Source organism: Bacillus sp. JJ1503 (genome assembly GCF_036965125.1).
In the GTDB taxonomy this organism is placed as follows: domain Bacteria; phylum Bacillota; class Bacilli; order Bacillales; family Cytobacillaceae; genus Cytobacillus.
The window spans coordinates 402-14,546 of the sequence record NZ_JBALOZ010000244.1; the positions used below are offsets into that span (position 1 = coordinate 402).

At 39.7% G+C, this 14,145-nt stretch carries 13 protein-coding genes, 1 tRNA gene, 1 other RNA gene, 1 pseudogene and 1 other annotated feature; of the genes and pseudogenes, 12 read left to right on the top strand and 4 right to left on the bottom strand.

The window, feature by feature from the left end; genetic code table 11:
* Positions 1–67 precede the first annotated feature (67 nt).
* Complete coding sequence (locus tag V7149_RS18145; protein ID WP_335347014.1) at positions 68–1,018, bottom strand: YaaC family protein; 951 nt, start codon at positions 1,016–1,018, stop codon at positions 68–70.
* A 113-nt stretch (positions 1,019–1,131) separates the two neighbouring features.
* Between V7149_RS18145 and guaB the strand changes: the two genes are divergently transcribed.
* The 5 genes and pseudogenes from guaB (at position 1,132) to V7149_RS18170 (ending at position 6,349) form a co-directional block, all read left to right on the top strand.
* Entirely contained in the window at positions 1,132–2,598 is a 1,467-nt protein-coding gene (guaB, locus tag V7149_RS18150) for an IMP dehydrogenase (protein WP_335347015.1), read from the top strand.
* 207 nt (positions 2,599–2,805) lie between these two features.
* Positions 2,806–4,110, top strand: a complete 1,305-nt coding sequence (locus V7149_RS18155) for a D-alanyl-D-alanine carboxypeptidase family protein (protein WP_335347024.1) — start codon at positions 2,806–2,808, stop codon at positions 4,108–4,110.
* 188 nt (positions 4,111–4,298) lie between these two features.
* Positions 4,299–4,515 (top strand): annotated as a pseudogene (locus V7149_RS18160) (pyridoxal 5'-phosphate synthase glutaminase subunit PdxT); the annotation flags it as partial.
* 64 nt (positions 4,516–4,579) lie between these two features.
* Positions 4,580–4,800, top strand: a binding site (T-box leader).
* Between the two features lie 57 nt (positions 4,801–4,857).
* Positions 4,858–6,138 carry a serine--tRNA ligase gene (gene serS / locus V7149_RS18165; RefSeq protein ID WP_335347016.1) on the top strand — a complete coding sequence of 427 codons (1,281 nt, stop codon included), beginning with the start codon at positions 4,858–4,860 and terminating at the stop codon, positions 6,136–6,138.
* Between the two features lie 118 nt (positions 6,139–6,256).
* A tRNA-Ser gene (locus tag V7149_RS18170) sits at positions 6,257–6,349 on the top strand.
* 110 nt (positions 6,350–6,459) lie between these two features.
* Here the strand turns inward: V7149_RS18170 and V7149_RS18175 are convergent.
* The 3 genes from V7149_RS18175 to V7149_RS18185 all read right to left on the bottom strand — a co-directional run bounded on the left by V7149_RS18175 (position 6,460) and on the right by V7149_RS18185 (position 9,330).
* Positions 6,460–7,128: a deoxynucleoside kinase gene (locus V7149_RS18175; protein WP_335347017.1), complete on the bottom strand. Its 669-nt coding sequence runs from the start codon at positions 7,126–7,128 to the stop codon at positions 6,460–6,462.
* Positions 7,125–7,766, bottom strand: coding sequence for a deoxynucleoside kinase (locus V7149_RS18180; RefSeq protein WP_335347018.1), 642 nt, complete (start codon positions 7,764–7,766; stop codon positions 7,125–7,127). The genes V7149_RS18175 and V7149_RS18180 overlap by 4 nt, the downstream gene beginning before the upstream one ends.
* A gap of 277 nt (positions 7,767–8,043) precedes the next feature.
* Entirely contained in the window at positions 8,044–9,330 is a 1,287-nt protein-coding gene (locus V7149_RS18185; protein WP_335347019.1) for a glycoside hydrolase family 18 protein, read from the bottom strand.
* Positions 9,331–9,477: 147 nt separating this feature from the next.
* Here V7149_RS18185 and tadA point away from each other — a divergent pair, with 147 nt between their 5' ends.
* The 7 genes from tadA (at position 9,478) to V7149_RS18220 (ending at position 13,872) form a co-directional block, all read left to right on the top strand.
* The gene (gene tadA / locus V7149_RS18190; RefSeq protein ID WP_335347025.1) at positions 9,478–10,002 is read left to right on the top strand and encodes a tRNA adenosine(34) deaminase TadA; all 525 of its coding nucleotides are present in this window, start codon (positions 9,478–9,480) and stop codon (positions 10,000–10,002) included.
* A gap of 78 nt (positions 10,003–10,080) precedes the next feature.
* An RNA gene (ffs, locus tag V7149_RS18195) (signal recognition particle sRNA large type) lies at positions 10,081–10,345 on the top strand.
* 130 nt (positions 10,346–10,475) lie between these two features.
* Positions 10,476–12,167, top strand: coding sequence for a DNA polymerase III subunit gamma/tau (gene dnaX / locus V7149_RS18200; protein ID WP_335347020.1), 1,692 nt, complete (start codon positions 10,476–10,478; stop codon positions 12,165–12,167).
* A 20-nt stretch (positions 12,168–12,187) separates the two neighbouring features.
* Complete coding sequence (locus tag V7149_RS18205) at positions 12,188–12,508, top strand: YbaB/EbfC family nucleoid-associated protein (RefSeq protein WP_335347021.1); 321 nt, start codon at positions 12,188–12,190, stop codon at positions 12,506–12,508.
* A 147-nt stretch (positions 12,509–12,655) separates the two neighbouring features.
* Positions 12,656–13,252, top strand: a complete 597-nt coding sequence (gene recR, locus V7149_RS18210) for a recombination mediator RecR (protein ID WP_066302038.1) — start codon at positions 12,656–12,658, stop codon at positions 13,250–13,252.
* 46 nt (positions 13,253–13,298) lie between these two features.
* Positions 13,299–13,517 (top strand): YaaL family protein, encoded by a 219-nt coding sequence (locus V7149_RS18215; protein WP_335347022.1) that lies wholly within the window; start codon positions 13,299–13,301, stop codon positions 13,515–13,517.
* 91 nt (positions 13,518–13,608) lie between these two features.
* Positions 13,609–13,872, top strand: coding sequence for a pro-sigmaK processing inhibitor BofA family protein (locus V7149_RS18220; RefSeq protein ID WP_335347023.1), 264 nt, complete (start codon positions 13,609–13,611; stop codon positions 13,870–13,872).
* Positions 13,873–14,145 lie beyond the last annotated feature (273 nt).

The window sequence follows — 14,145 nt, forward strand, 5'->3', positions numbered from 1 at the left end:
ATGTTTCTTCTCTACATTTTCAGAACTATTTCATGAATATGCCCTTTTTTCAATGCAACCAATGAATTCATGTTTTTCCTTTTGTTAACGTTTGATAAATTAAAAAAGGTCCCTTCTTGGAGGTAATGTTTAAAAAGGACTGAATAAAGGGAAAATCCTGATTGGGCATCATTTTTATTAATTCGCTCCACCATTCCGTTTCATACCGAGCGATCATACTTAAATTATAAAGCAATAAATAGTGGATTAATAATTCCGGGAAAAAATTTAGGCTGTTTTTGATTCTAGGGAAATAAAGCTGTTCATTATCAATATTGAATTTAATTGGGAGCAGATCATTTATGCATGTTGAGTTGATCGTAAAGTGTATAAATTGTTCATCTGCACCTTGTATATCGGCTTTATTTCCGTTATTCCAATATTCTATAAAGCGGGCTTCAGTCATATGAAAGGTGTCTAAAATTTCCTTTGGCAGTAGATGTATTTGATCCTGCTGTTTCATTTGCAAAAATGTTTGTTTCCCCTCTGTTTGTTTGAACATTTGAGTAAGTTCAGGAATCTGAGAAAGTAACTCCCTCATATTTGTTTTTTCACCTTCTAAATGTTTCATGTGAAACAGTTTTTCCCCCATATACGGAAAAAGTCCGCTTTTCTGGATTTTTACCTCATCATGAAAAAAGTGATATTGTTGTTTTTTCCTTTTCCTAGTTGAAACACCATGTGCAAGAACAGTGGTTGTTTCAGGATAATTAGGGTCTACAGTTAAAATACAAGCTTTTATTAAATGAACCATTCCGTAAAATAAAAGAATGGGCTTAATTAATAACGGAGCAAGTTCTGCTTGTTTGTAATAAATTTGTCCATGTTCAAGATAATATATAAAAGGGTAGCTGTTTTCATAACTTTTTTGTTCTGCTGAGTCCAAATGTTGAAGATGATAGCATTTTTTTAGAAAGGATTGTGAGGAGCTTGCCGAAAAATAATATAAAAATGAATCCCAATCTTTATAGTCACGCATTAATAAGCACCTCCGAGTTTTTAGAAAAATCCAACATATTGAAGAATCCTTGACAGTATTTTGCCCAATTGATAACCTACTAATAATATTTTCAAGAATTGGGGGTCAAAAAGATGTGGGAAAGTAAGTTTGTAAAAGAAGGTTTAACTTTTGATGATGTGTTACTTGTTCCTTCTAAATCAGAGGTTCTTCCACGTGATGTGAGTTTAAGTGTTCAGCTTACAGATAAGATTAAGCTTAATATTCCAATTATCAGTGCAGGGATGGACACTGTAACTGAAGCAGAAATGGCTATTGCAATGGCTCGACAAGGTGGATTGGGTGTCATTCATAAAAATATGACGATCGAGCAGCAGGCTGAGCAAGTCGATAAAGTGAAGCGCTCTGAAAGCGGCGTTATTACAGACCCATTTTTCCTTACCCCAGAACAACAAGTATATGATGCCGAGCATTTAATGGGGAAATACCGAATTTCAGGTGTACCTATCGTAAATAATGGTGAAGAGCAAAAACTTGTTGGTATTTTAACAAACCGGGATCTTCGATTTATTTCGGATTATTCGATTATTATTTCTGATGTTATGACAAAGGAAAACCTTGTCACTGCACCTGTGGGAACTACTTTAGAAGAAGCAGAGAGCATTCTTCAAAAGCATAAAATTGAAAAGCTTCCGCTTGTGGACAGTGAAGGGATCCTAAAAGGTTTAATCACTATAAAAGATATTGAAAAAGTGATTGAGTTTCCAAATTCCGCTAAAGATGAGCAGGGCCGCTTGCTAGTTGGGGCTGCTGTTGGCGTAACAAAAGATACAATGATGCGTGTAGCGATGCTTGTTAAATCTCAAGTAGACGTTATTGTAGTAGATACTGCACACGGACATTCAAAAGGAGTAATAGATACTGTTCGTGAAATAAGAAAAACTTACCCTCACCTAGCGATTATTGCGGGAAATGTTGCAACTGCAGAAGCAACAAAGGAATTAATCGAAGCAGGAGCAGATATTGTAAAGGTAGGAATTGGACCTGGCTCCATTTGCACAACTCGAGTAGTTGCCGGAGTAGGCGTTCCTCAAATTACAGCCGTATATGATTGTGCTACTGAGGCAAGAAAGCACGGAAAGTCGATTATTGCTGACGGTGGAATCAAATATTCAGGTGATGTAGTAAAAGCACTTGCTGCTGGTGGACATGCCGTTATGCTTGGCAGTCTATTAGCAGGAGTAACTGAAAGTCCTGGAGAAACGGAAATCTTCCAAGGTCGCCGCTTTAAGGTTTACCGCGGCATGGGTTCTGTTGCTTCGATGGAAAAAGGTTCAAAGGATCGTTATTTCCAAGAAGATAATAAGAAGTTTGTTCCGGAGGGAATAGAAGGCCGATTACCTTATAAAGGGCCGTTAGCAGATACGATTTATCAGCTTGTTGGCGGTCTGCGTTCAGGTATGGGGTATTGTGGAACAAAGGATTTAACGGAATTAAGAGAGAAATCACAATTTATAAGAATGACTGGTGCCGGATTAAAGGAAAGCCATCCGCATGATGTCCAAATTACGAAAGAAGCACCAAACTATTCTTTTTCATAATTCAATACTAGAACGAGTATGTAAGAGCAGAGTAAGCATGAAGCTTCTCTGCTTTTTGTATGAAAAATTTCCAGGTAAGAATAGGTAAATCCTCTGTCTATGTTTTAATGTCGAATTATGATAAAATATCAGACGTGTACTAAAAAGTTGGAGGGCTTTGTATTGAAAAAATTTCGCAAATATGTAGCTAGTATTCTTGCATTCGTGATGGTAATAGGGCTTTTTCCTAGCTTAAATAGAGCCTATGCAGAAGATATTTTAAATGTTAATGGTGATGCTGCTATTCTAGTAGAAGCAGAGACAGGTAAAGTACTTTATTCGAAAAATGCCGACCAAGTTCTTGGTATCGCTAGTATGACAAAAATGATGACTGAGTATCTTCTTCTAGAAGCTATTAATGAGGGAAGAGTGAAATGGGACCAAGAATATTCCGTTAGCGAGTATGTCTGGAAGATTTCTCATGATACGAATTTATCCAATGTACCTTTGCGCAGAGATGGAAAATACAATATTCGTGAACTGTACCAAGCAATGACGATTTATTCAGCAAATGCTGCAACGATTGCCATTGCAGAAACGCTTGCGGGTTCTGAAGAGAACTTTGTAAAAATGATGAATAAAAAAGCAGAAGAACTAGGATTAAAAGATTTCAAGTTTGTTAACTCATCTGGCTTAAATAATAAAGATTTAAAAGGATTCCACCATACTGGGACAGAAGATGAAGAGAATGTGATGTCTGCTAGAGCTACTGCAATGCTAGCTTCTTATTTGCTTAATGACTACCCAGAAGTGTTAGAAACGACAACTATTCCGAAAATGACCTTCAGAGAAGGCACAGAAGATGCGATTGACATGCAAAACTGGAACTGGATGCTTCCTAGTCTTGTTTATGGCTTTGAGGGCGTAGATGGTTTAAAAACAGGGACAACGGAGTTTGCTGGCTATTGCTTTACAGGTACAGCTGTCAGAAATGGCACCCGTTACATCACTGTTATTATGAATGCCAAGGATGAAAGCGGTAAGGGTACTTATAAATCCCGCTTTGATGAAACAAAGAAAATGTTTAATTATGCATTTAGTAATTTTGGCAAAGAAGAGTTAGTACCTGCTAATTACCAAGTGAAGGGTCAAAAGACTTTACCTGTTATTAAAGGAAAAGAAGACAAGGTAAAGATTGAAACAAAGGATCCAATCACAATGGTTGTGAAAAATGGTGAAAAGGAAAACTATAAGACAAAGCTAGTTTTGGATAAAGAAAAGCTTAATGATAAAGGGGAATTAACGGCGCCTGTTAAAGAAGGAGAAAAGGTCGGAACTTTAACGATTGAATCTTCTAATGAAGGTGACTTAGAATTTTTATCTGAAAAGGGAAAAAATAAAATTCAAGTAGATGTTGTTGCTGCAGAGGATATTGAAAAGGCGAACTGGTTTGTGTTGATGATGCGTGGAATAGGTAGCTTTTTCGGGAATGTCTTCGGAGGCATCTCCTCAACTGTAAAAGGTTGGTTCTAATAAAAAGGGGTTTCTTGTCTTGACAGGAACCCCTTTTTGTTGTTTAGTGTCATTATAGGAAAGGGAATTATTCCGATTTGAATTAACGAAATATTCCTCCATTATTTATGAATATTAAATCAATCAAAATGATGGCAGCTGAAAACGGGTACAGATTTAGAAGCGATTGTAGAGGCAAAAAACATGTTGCTGGTGTGGCAGAGGATTTCCCTGCGGTATTTATTCGTGCTCCTCATATTGTGCAAGCAGGAGAGAATGTGGAAGTTCTGGCGAAACATGATGAGCGTATCGTAGGCAGCACGTGAGGGTCATATTCTTGGATGCTCCTTTCATCCAGAATTAACAGATGACCACCGTATTACCTCCTACTTTATTAACATGGTAAAAGAGGCGAAGAAAAATTAATTTGCATAATATAGTTGCAAATGATTCATAATTGTAGTACATTATGAATTAAAATTTACTATAGTCGAAAGCAATGAGAGGAACTAGTAACAGGATTTTCATTCTAAAGAGAGCCAATGGTTGGTGGAAATTGGCGGGTGAAGCTTGTGAATCCATCCTCGAGCAAAGTATGGAACGCCATTTTTTTGGCCAGTAAATACTTTCGGTATAAAACCGTTATGAATTTAAGGTGGAAGGCTCATGCCTTCAACTAGGGTGGCAACGCGGGTAACTCTCGTCCCTTTTTTGGGGACGGGAGTTTTTTGTGTTTTGCCCCATTAAAAAATTAGGAGGGATTATGAAATGTTAGACATTAAGTTTTTGAGAGCTAATTTTGAAGATGTGAAAAAGAAGCTGGAGCATCGCGGCGAGGATTTAACGGATCTTGGGAAATTTGAAGATCTTGATACGAAACGACGTGAATTAATTGTGAAAGCAGAACAGCTGAAAAGCAGACGGAATGAGGTTTCTCAGCAGGTTGCCATTTTAAAACGTGATAAACAAGATGCGGATCATTTAATTGCTGAAATGCGAGAGGTTGGAGATCAAATTAAAGAGCTTGATGATGAGCTGCGCACGGTTGAAGAGGAATTAGATCAACTATTGCTAAGCATACCAAATATTCCGCATGAAAGTGTCCCAGTTGGAGAAACTGAAGACGACAATGTGGAAGCGTGGAAGTGGGGAGAGGTTAGACAGTTTGACTTTGAACCGAAGCCGCATTGGGAAGTGGCTGACCAGTTAAATATTCTTGATTTTGAACGTGCAGGGAAGGTAACGGGAAGCCGATTTGTATTTTACAAAGGGCTCGGTGCACGCCTTGAACGTGCTTTATTCAACTTTATGCTTGATCTTCACACAGAGGAGCACGGCTATACAGAGGTATTGCCGCCATATTTAGTCAATCGTGCAAGTATGACTGGAACAGGTCAGCTTCCGAAGTTTGAAGAGGATGCCTTCCTTATAGAAAATGAGGATTACTTCTTAATTCCAACAGCTGAGGTACCTGTTACGAATATGCACAGAGAAGAAATTCTAAGTGCAGAGGATCTTCCGTTTAATTACGCTGCATTTAGTGCTTGCTTTCGTTCTGAAGCCGGATCAGCTGGACGTGATACGAGAGGGCTGATTCGCCAGCATCAATTTAATAAGGTGGAGCTCGTTAAATTTGTAAAGCCGGAAGACTCTTATGAAGAATTAGAAAAGCTGACAAAGAATGCGGAGAAGGTTCTCCAGTTATTAGGCCTTCCATACCGCGTGATGAGCATGTGTACGGGTGACCTTGGCTTCACTGCTGCGAAAAAGTATGATATTGAAGTGTGGATTCCAAGCTATAACACATACAGAGAGATTTCTTCTTGCAGTAACTTTGAAGCCTTCCAAGCAAGACGTGCGAATATTCGTTTCCGCCGTGAGGCTAAGGGTAAACCTGAGCATGTGCATACATTAAATGGATCTGGCCTTGCAATCGGCCGCACCGTTGCCGCTCTGTTGGAAAATTACCAGCAGGAGGATGGCAGTTTCGTGATTCCAGAGGTGCTGCGTCCGTATATGGGCAACAGAGATGTCATTAAAACAGAGTAAATTTCGCTAAAACTCCAAGTTAGAATACTTTTTGAGCGGGGCCAAACCCCGCTCAAAAAAAATATTAAATAATATTGACATCGTTTTTGATAAATGATATATTATTTCTTGTCGATACGGAGGAATACCCAAGTCCGGCTGAAGGGATCGGTCTTGAAAACCGACAGGCGGGTCAAACCGCGCAGGGGTTCGAATCCCCTTTCCTCCTCCATTAACATTGACATTATACACGCGCATAAATTGGAGATAAAAACCGTTACAGGCAAATGTAGCGGTTTTTTTTATGCTTTATATACTAAAATAGTCGCCTGTTTAGGGCGACTATTTTTTTAATAATTGAGTTTGCTTCATGAACTCCGAAATCCGTTCAAGAATCGGTTCAACTGAGCTTTCATCATCAATAATATCATAATCATTGATATTCAATCGAAGTACAGGACAAGCGTTAAAGGAGTTAATCCAATCTTCGTAGCGCTTATGCATTTCCTTCCAATACTCAATAGGTGTCTGTTGCTCCATTGGGCGTCCTCGTTCATGGATTCGGGATAGAATATCATCGAGGGAGCCTTCTAGATAAATAAGCAAGTCCGGATGCGGGAAATAAGGAGTCATGACCATCGCCTCAAATAGGCTAGTATAGGTTTCGTAATCGACCTTGGACATGGTGCCTTTTTCATAATGCATCTTCGCAAAGATCCCAGTGTCCTCATAAATGGATCGATCTTGGATAAAACCGCCGCCATACTCAAAAATTCGTTTTTGTTCTTTATAACGTTCAGCTAGAAAATAAATTTGCAGATGAAAGCTCCAGCGTTCAAAATCCGCATAAAATTTATCTAAATAAGGATTGGTATCCACTTTTTCAAAGGATGTGCGAAAGTGTAGAGCCTTTGCAAGGGCATTGGTCATTGTAGATTTTCCCACTCCAACCGTTCCGGCAATCGTGATGACTGCATTTGAAGGGATTCCATATTTGTTTCGAAGAATCATGATTGCATGCTCCCTTTAATTAATGTGATAGATAACGTGTCAATGATCGTTTGGAGATCCTCTTGATTTTTTACAAAGTCTAAATGATCGCCATTGAAGCGTAGAACTGAAACCTCCGGATGCTGAGATTCGAAGTCGCTAATCGCCTTGTCATAATCTATGGATAATTGCTCTAAATACAAGGGGCTTATATTCTTTTCAATATCCCTTCCCCTTAGGCGAATACGCTTCAGAATTGTTTCTAGACTTGCATGAAGATAAATCACTACATTGGGCTTTGGCATATCTACAGTTAGGATATCGTAAATTTTTAGATACTTTTCGTATTCCTGTGTATTCAATGATCGCCCGGCAAAAATAAGATTTTTTAATATATGGTAGTCTGCAACGACAGGTTTATCTTTCTTCAGAAAATGGTTCTGAATATCAGCTAACTGCTTATAGCGGTTGCAGAGAAAAAACATTTCAGTTTGAAAACTCCATTCCTCAATGTTTTCATAGAATTTACCTAAAAACGGGTTTTCATCTACTATTTCTTTCAGTAGGGCAAATTCGAAATGATCAGAAATGGCCTTAGCTAGTGATGTTTTTCCAACACCAATTGGTCCCTCAACCGTGATAAAAGGGGTTGCTCCCATGGATAGTCCTCCTACTCCGTCCTGCTTTATCTATAAAAGTGTTGTTTGGCACTCCGTCCTTAAATGACACAAAAATTATTTTATCATACAATCGTGGTGGAAGGGATATGGAATTTTTTTATAGGGAATGCATCTGCTTTCCAATAGGCCTCTATCTAATTTCACTGCGCTGATCATTACTTCGTATATCAAGGGTTTGTTCAATTAGGTCGACCGGCAGAATTTATTAAAATGGCACAAAAAAACAGCTGACAATGTATCAGCTGTTTCAAATCTCTTAAGGTCTTTTTACAACGTTAAAATTCTCTGTGATCAATAACCAGTTTTGCGGAAAAGAAAGGCCAAGCTTCCAATAGCTCATTCCTCTTAACTTCAATTCCTTAATCAAATCAAATTTTGCCTGAATGGAGCGGGCGTCTTCAAACCAGACCTCATGTCTTTTCCCCGCCTGATCCGTATAGTGGAAGAATGGTGCCTGTGCTTTCGTGTCATACTGAATAGCGACATTGTTATTCGCGGCAAGCTGTATAGCCTGCTGAGGGCTTAATGCTCGCGCAAAGGAGCCTTGAACAAATGGCAGTGTCCAGTCATAGCCGTATAAGTTTTGTCCCATTAATATTTTCTTGGAAGGAATCTCTGTTATTGCATACTCTAATACCTTCCGAACGGGTCCAATAGGAGAAACTGCCATGGCCGGTCCGCCGCTATAGCCCCATTCATAGGTCATGATGACAACGAAGTCAACAATCTCCCCGTGTGCCTTATAATCATGTGCCTCATACCAGCGTCCTTTTTGCCCAGCGCTTGTTTTAGGAGCTAGAGCAGTCGAAAGCAGCCAGCCTTCCTGCTGAAATCTAGCCTTGGCTTTTCTAAGAAAACGATTGTATGCTTCTCGATCGGCTGGGCGCAAGTATTCGAAATCGAAATGTATATCCCGGAAGCCGTATTTTTTAGCTGTTGCCACGATATTATTTAAAAATTTGTCCTGAATGGGCATATCATTGAGGAGAATCCGACCCAATTCATCATTAAACTGATCATTCTCCTGGTTTGTAATCACCATCATCAGTACATTTCTGTTGGCACGGGCAATCGCAGGGAAATTATTTAGTAATGGCTCTTTCAGGGACCCATCACGAAGTGCCTGAAAACTAAAAGGAGCTAAATAGGTCAAATAAGGAGCGGCTTCTCGTGCACTTGTTTCTAAATTGGGTGCAACCGTTGTGCCCCTTGGTTCTACATACGCATTAAATTCAGCCTGCTGTTTTGGACGGGGCGGAATATAAAGTCTAAATCCGACCTGAAGCGGCGTGTTAACAGAAATGTGGTTAATAGAGGCTAGTTCCTGATAGGAAATATTAAATTTCCTTGAGATTGAGTATAGACTATCCCCGCTATGCACCGTGTAAAATTGGCCGATAATGGGGATTACTAGGGTTTGACCAACCACTAGATTATTAGGATTCGGAATTTCATTAGCTTCGGCTATATCATTGGCGGTCGTTCCATAGGCACGCGCGATACTTGTTAAGGTTTGGTTTGCCTGAACAACATGAATTTGCAAAATGACTCCTCCTTTATCTAACAAATAAGGACCATTCTCGATGAATAAAATTAAACACTACAACCATTTTATGAAGGAATAAATGAAGTAATGATATAATTTAACAAAGGATCTTATTAAAAGGATGAAAAATAAATGGATTTGCAAATGGAACAGTCAGATGAAATATATATGCTAGAAGCGATAAAAGAGGCAAAAAAGGCTGAGGATATGAAGGAAGTGCCTATTGGAGCTATTATTGTTTTAAATGGGGAAATCATTGCAAGAGCTCATAATTTACGGGAATCCAATCAAAATGCAATTGCCCATGCGGAATTACTTGCTATTGATAAAGCTTGTCAGCAGCTTGGAACGTGGAGGCTTGAGGATGCCATTCTTTATGTTACGCTGGAGCCGTGCCCTATGTGTGCTGGAGCCATTATCCTTTCTCGGATAAAAAAGGTTGTGTACGGTGCAAAGGATCCGAAGGGCGGCTGTGCGGGCACTTTCATGAATCTTTTGCAGGATGAGCGATTTAATCATCAGAGTGAGGTAGTAACAGGTGTCCTGGAAGAAGAGTGCGGTGAATTACTGTCATCTTTCTTCCAAAGCTTGCGAGAACGAAGGAAAGAAGAGAAGAAACTAAGGAAACAAACACAGTTGGATAATCATACAGGAATTGTCAGCGAATAGGAATTGATTTTTACACAAAAGATTAGTATACTTAATTATGCGTCACATATGGCGCAACTAAATATGGTTTCAACTTTGCCGTGCTAGGCGGGGAGGTAGCGGTGCCCTGTACTCGCAATCCGCTCTAGCGAGGCTGAATCCCTTCCCGAGGCTGGTGTCCTGTAGGGCCTGCCTTAAGTAAGTGGTGTTGACGCCCGGGTCCTGCGCAATGGGAATCCATGAACCATGTCAGGTCCGGAAGGAAGCAGCATTAAGTGGACCATCTCATGTGCCGCAGGGTCGCCTGGGCCGAGCTAACTGCTTAAGTAACGCTTATGGGAGCCAGTCGAAGGAAGGTGCACGGCAGTTTAACTATAATAAACAAAACTCATCTCTCTGAATTGGGATGAGTTTTTTTATTTCTAAACTTTGAAATAATGAAAATGAATAAGGTATAATGGTTATTGAGAATACATAGGAAGGGGGGCGTAACAATGAGTTATCAGGCTTTATATCGGGTTTGGCGTCCTCAAAGCTTTATCGATGTTGTTGGACAGGAGCATGTAACGAAAACATTGCAAAACGCCCTGCTTCAGGAAAAAATCTCGCATGCCTATCTGTTTTCTGGGCCCCGCGGGACAGGGAAAACGAGTGCCGCAAAGATTCTGGCTAAGGCAGTCAACTGTGAAAGGTCCCCGGTAAACGAGCCTTGTAATGAATGCCCTACCTGTAAAGGGATAACAGATGGATCCATCCAAGATGTTATTGAAATTGACGCCGCCTCTAATAACGGCGTTGAAGAAATTAGGGATATTAGGGACAAGGTCAAATATGCACCAAATGTTGCAAAGTTTAAAGTCTATATTGTCGATGAAGTTCATATGCTTTCCATTGGAGCTTTCAATGCTTTATTGAAAACACTTGAAGAACCTCCAAAGCATGTTATCTTTATTTTAGCAACAACTGAGCCCCATAAGATTCCGCTTACGATTATTTCAAGATGCCAGCGATTTGATTTTAAACGCATTACAGCACAAGCAATTGTAGGCAGAATGAAGCTCATTGTCGAAGAGACTGGCGTTAAGTGTGAGGAACAAGCATTGCATGTGATTGCGAGAGCAGCAGAGGGTGGCATGCGTGATGCGTTAAGCTTACTGGATCAGGCTATATCATTTAGCCAGGACGAAGTGACAATGGATGATGCCTTAACTGTTACAGGAGCTGTTTCGCAAGGCTTTTTAAATAAGCTGGCTCTTGCAGTTATGGAAAGGGATGCGGCAGCAGGGCTGGAATTCTTAGATGAGCTTCTATTTCAAGGGAAAGATCCTGCACGTTTTGTTGAGGATTTTATCCTATATTATCGAGACATGCTCCTCTTTAAGGCTGCCCCCAAATTGGAAGAATCGCTGGAAAGAGTTATGTTAGATGAAGAGTTCCAACAGCTTGCTGAAAAAGTCCAGCCGGAAGAGCTGTATGAATTAATAGAAGTACTGAATAAGGCCCAGCAGGAAATGCGCTGGACGAATCATCCGAGGATTTTTCTTGAAGTGGCGATCGTTAAGCTTTGCCAGCTTGATAGAAAAGGATCAAGTGCAGCTGTCGGAGATCTTCAGCCGTTGCTCCAAAAGATAGAACATTTAGAGAATGAAATCAGTCTTTTGAAGCGCCAGGGTGTTGTGATTCAAGATGAAGGTCAGCCTGCTATTCAGAAAAAAGCACAAAGAAGCTCCCGTAAAGGCTTCCAAGCACCAATTGGGAAGGTTAATGAAATATTAAAGCAAGCAACAAAAAATGATTTAATGGCGATAAAAAGCAATTGGGGCGAAATGTTAAATAGGCTGGCTCATAATCAAATGAGGTCCCAAGCTGCTTTATTGAATGAAGCGGAGCCTGTTGCAGCCTCTCATACCGCCTATATCATTAAATTTAAATATGAAATTCATTGTCAAATGGCAATGGATAATACGAGATTTCTCGACATCTTATCCAGTATTATGTATGAGCTTTTGGGAAAACGATTGCAGCTCGTTGGAATTCCTGATGAGCAATGGCAAAAAGTCAGAGAAGACTTTCTCAACAGCCAGCAAGATAATGGAGTCAACGAAGAACATCCAAATGAGGAAGAACCGTTAATCGCCGAAGCTAAAAAATTGTTTGGTGATGATTTAGTAGAAATAATAGACTAATTAACTGGAGGTACAATAAAATGCGTGGAATGGGCAATATGCAAAATATGATGAAACAAATGCAAAAGATGCAAAAGAAAATGGCCGAGGCTCAGGAGAAGCTTGGTGAAGAAAGAATTGAAGGGACTGCTGGCGGCGGCATGGTTTCTGTCATTGTTTCTGGCCATAAAGAAATCCTTGAAGTAAACATCAAGGAAGAAGTAGTAGATCCAGAGGATATCGAAATGTTACAAGACCTTGTATTAGCTGCAACGAACGAGGCGCTAAAAAAGGCAGATGAATTAACAAATAACACAATGGGCCAATTCACTAAAGGAATGAATCTGCCTGGAATGTTCTAAGACACTTCTATTTGTCTAGCTTCAGTTGTTGGATTAGACTGAAGCTTTTCTTTTTTATGGAGCTTCTGCTTTTCAATGTCTAGCTCCGAGTGCCATCGCGAAGAGCATAAGCAGGTACTCTCCGCTTTTCGATAAGGAGGAATTAATATGCACTATCCTGAACCGATATCTAAGCTGATTGACAGCTTTATGAAATTGCCAGGTATCGGCCCGAAAACGGCCGCACGTCTGGCATTTTTTATATTGAGTATGAAGGAAGACACCGTCCTTGATTTTGCAAAGGCGCTAGTGAACGCTAAGAGAAATTTGTCATATTGCTCGGTTTGCGGCCATATTACGGATCAAGACCCCTGTTATATTTGTGAAGATCAAAGAAGAGATCGAACGGTTATTTGTGTCGTTCAAGATCCTAAAGATGTCATTGCAATGGAAAAAATGAAAGAGTATCATGGCTTATATCATGTACTGCAAGGCGCGATCTCGCCAATGGATGGGATTGGGCCAGAGGACATAAATATACCCACACTTCTAAAAAGACTCCAAGATGACACAGTACAAGAAGTTATACTTGCCACGAACCCTAATATTGAGGGAGAAGCAACAGCTATGTATATTTCACGTCTATTAAAGCCATCTGGAATTCGTGCTACGCGAATTGCCCACGGGCTGCCTGTCGGAGGAGACCTTGAATATGCCGATGAGGTGACTCTTTCAAAGGCACTTGAAGGAAGAAGAGAGGTTTAAATCTAAACTGTCGAGGCGCATGCGCTTTCTAATGGGGGCGAAGATAATGTTATTTCGTAGGAAGGGCTGGCTGCGTAAGGAATTTAATGAAAAGCTATTAGATAAAGTTTATGATTTAAGAGAAGCATGGGCAAATCAAAAAACACTTGTCGAAAAAAGCTTTGATCCATCCGCAGAGATTATGACACAAGCAAAACTTGCAGAGGCAAAATACTTCTTTCTTTTTAAAGAAGTAAAAAAAAGAAATATCACCTTACACAAATAATTTTTGGACATAGTCCTTCTATCGAGGTCTTTTTTGTATATCGATTTCATAAATTGATAGTACAAGTTTCTCGAAAGGAGGATTTTTCTTATTGGAGCCTGTTATCGTTATTTCTATATTAGGAGTATGCATATTATTACTGTTGATTATGGGAACGCCACTGAAGCCAGTTAAAATGGTTGGACAAGGTATTATTAAGATACTGATTGGTGCACTGTTTTTATTCTTTTTAAATACGTTTGGGAATCAGTTCGGCATACATGTGCCCATTAATTTAATCACAGCCTCTGTCTCAGGCTTTCTAGGAATTCCTGGTTTATTTTCACTAGTAGCTATACAGACGTGGATAATTTAAATAGATGAACAGCTGCGCGTTAAAGTAGCTGTTCATTTTTCAAAAGAATTATGTTGACAGTGTTTATATATGGTGTTAATATATTAAAAGTCTCCACAAAAGCCTTTTGAAACAACGGAATTCACCGAGAAAAAAGTTGTTGACAAAGACTTGTGCAGATGATAAGATAATAAAGTCGCCTCTGAGCGATATGATAGTTCTTTGAAAACTGAACGAACAAAAACGTCAACGTTTATTTTTTAGTCTTTTTCTTGAAAAAAGACATTTATGAGC

Coding starts and splice junctions, on each gene's coding strand:
- V7149_RS18145 (WP_335347014.1), bottom strand. CDS start 1,018: ATGCGTGACTATAAAGATTGGGATTCATTTTTATATTATTTTTCGGCA.
- guaB (WP_335347015.1), top strand. CDS start 1,132: ATGTGGGAAAGTAAGTTTGTAAAAGAAGGTTTAACTTTTGATGATGTG.
- V7149_RS18155 (WP_335347024.1), top strand. CDS start 2,806: ATGGTAATAGGGCTTTTTCCTAGCTTAAATAGAGCCTATGCAGAAGAT.
- serS (WP_335347016.1), top strand. CDS start 4,858: ATGTTAGACATTAAGTTTTTGAGAGCTAATTTTGAAGATGTGAAAAAG.
- V7149_RS18175 (WP_335347017.1), bottom strand. CDS start 7,128: ATGATTCTTCGAAACAAATATGGAATCCCTTCAAATGCAGTCATCACG.
- V7149_RS18180 (WP_335347018.1), bottom strand. CDS start 7,766: ATGGGAGCAACCCCTTTTATCACGGTTGAGGGACCAATTGGTGTTGGA.
- tadA (WP_335347025.1), top strand. CDS start 9,478: ATGGAACAGTCAGATGAAATATATATGCTAGAAGCGATAAAAGAGGCA.
- dnaX (WP_335347020.1), top strand. CDS start 10,476: ATGAGTTATCAGGCTTTATATCGGGTTTGGCGTCCTCAAAGCTTTATC.
- V7149_RS18205 (WP_335347021.1), top strand. CDS start 12,188: ATGCGTGGAATGGGCAATATGCAAAATATGATGAAACAAATGCAAAAG.
- recR (WP_066302038.1), top strand. CDS start 12,656: ATGCACTATCCTGAACCGATATCTAAGCTGATTGACAGCTTTATGAAA.
- V7149_RS18215 (WP_335347022.1), top strand. CDS start 13,299: ATGTTATTTCGTAGGAAGGGCTGGCTGCGTAAGGAATTTAATGAAAAG.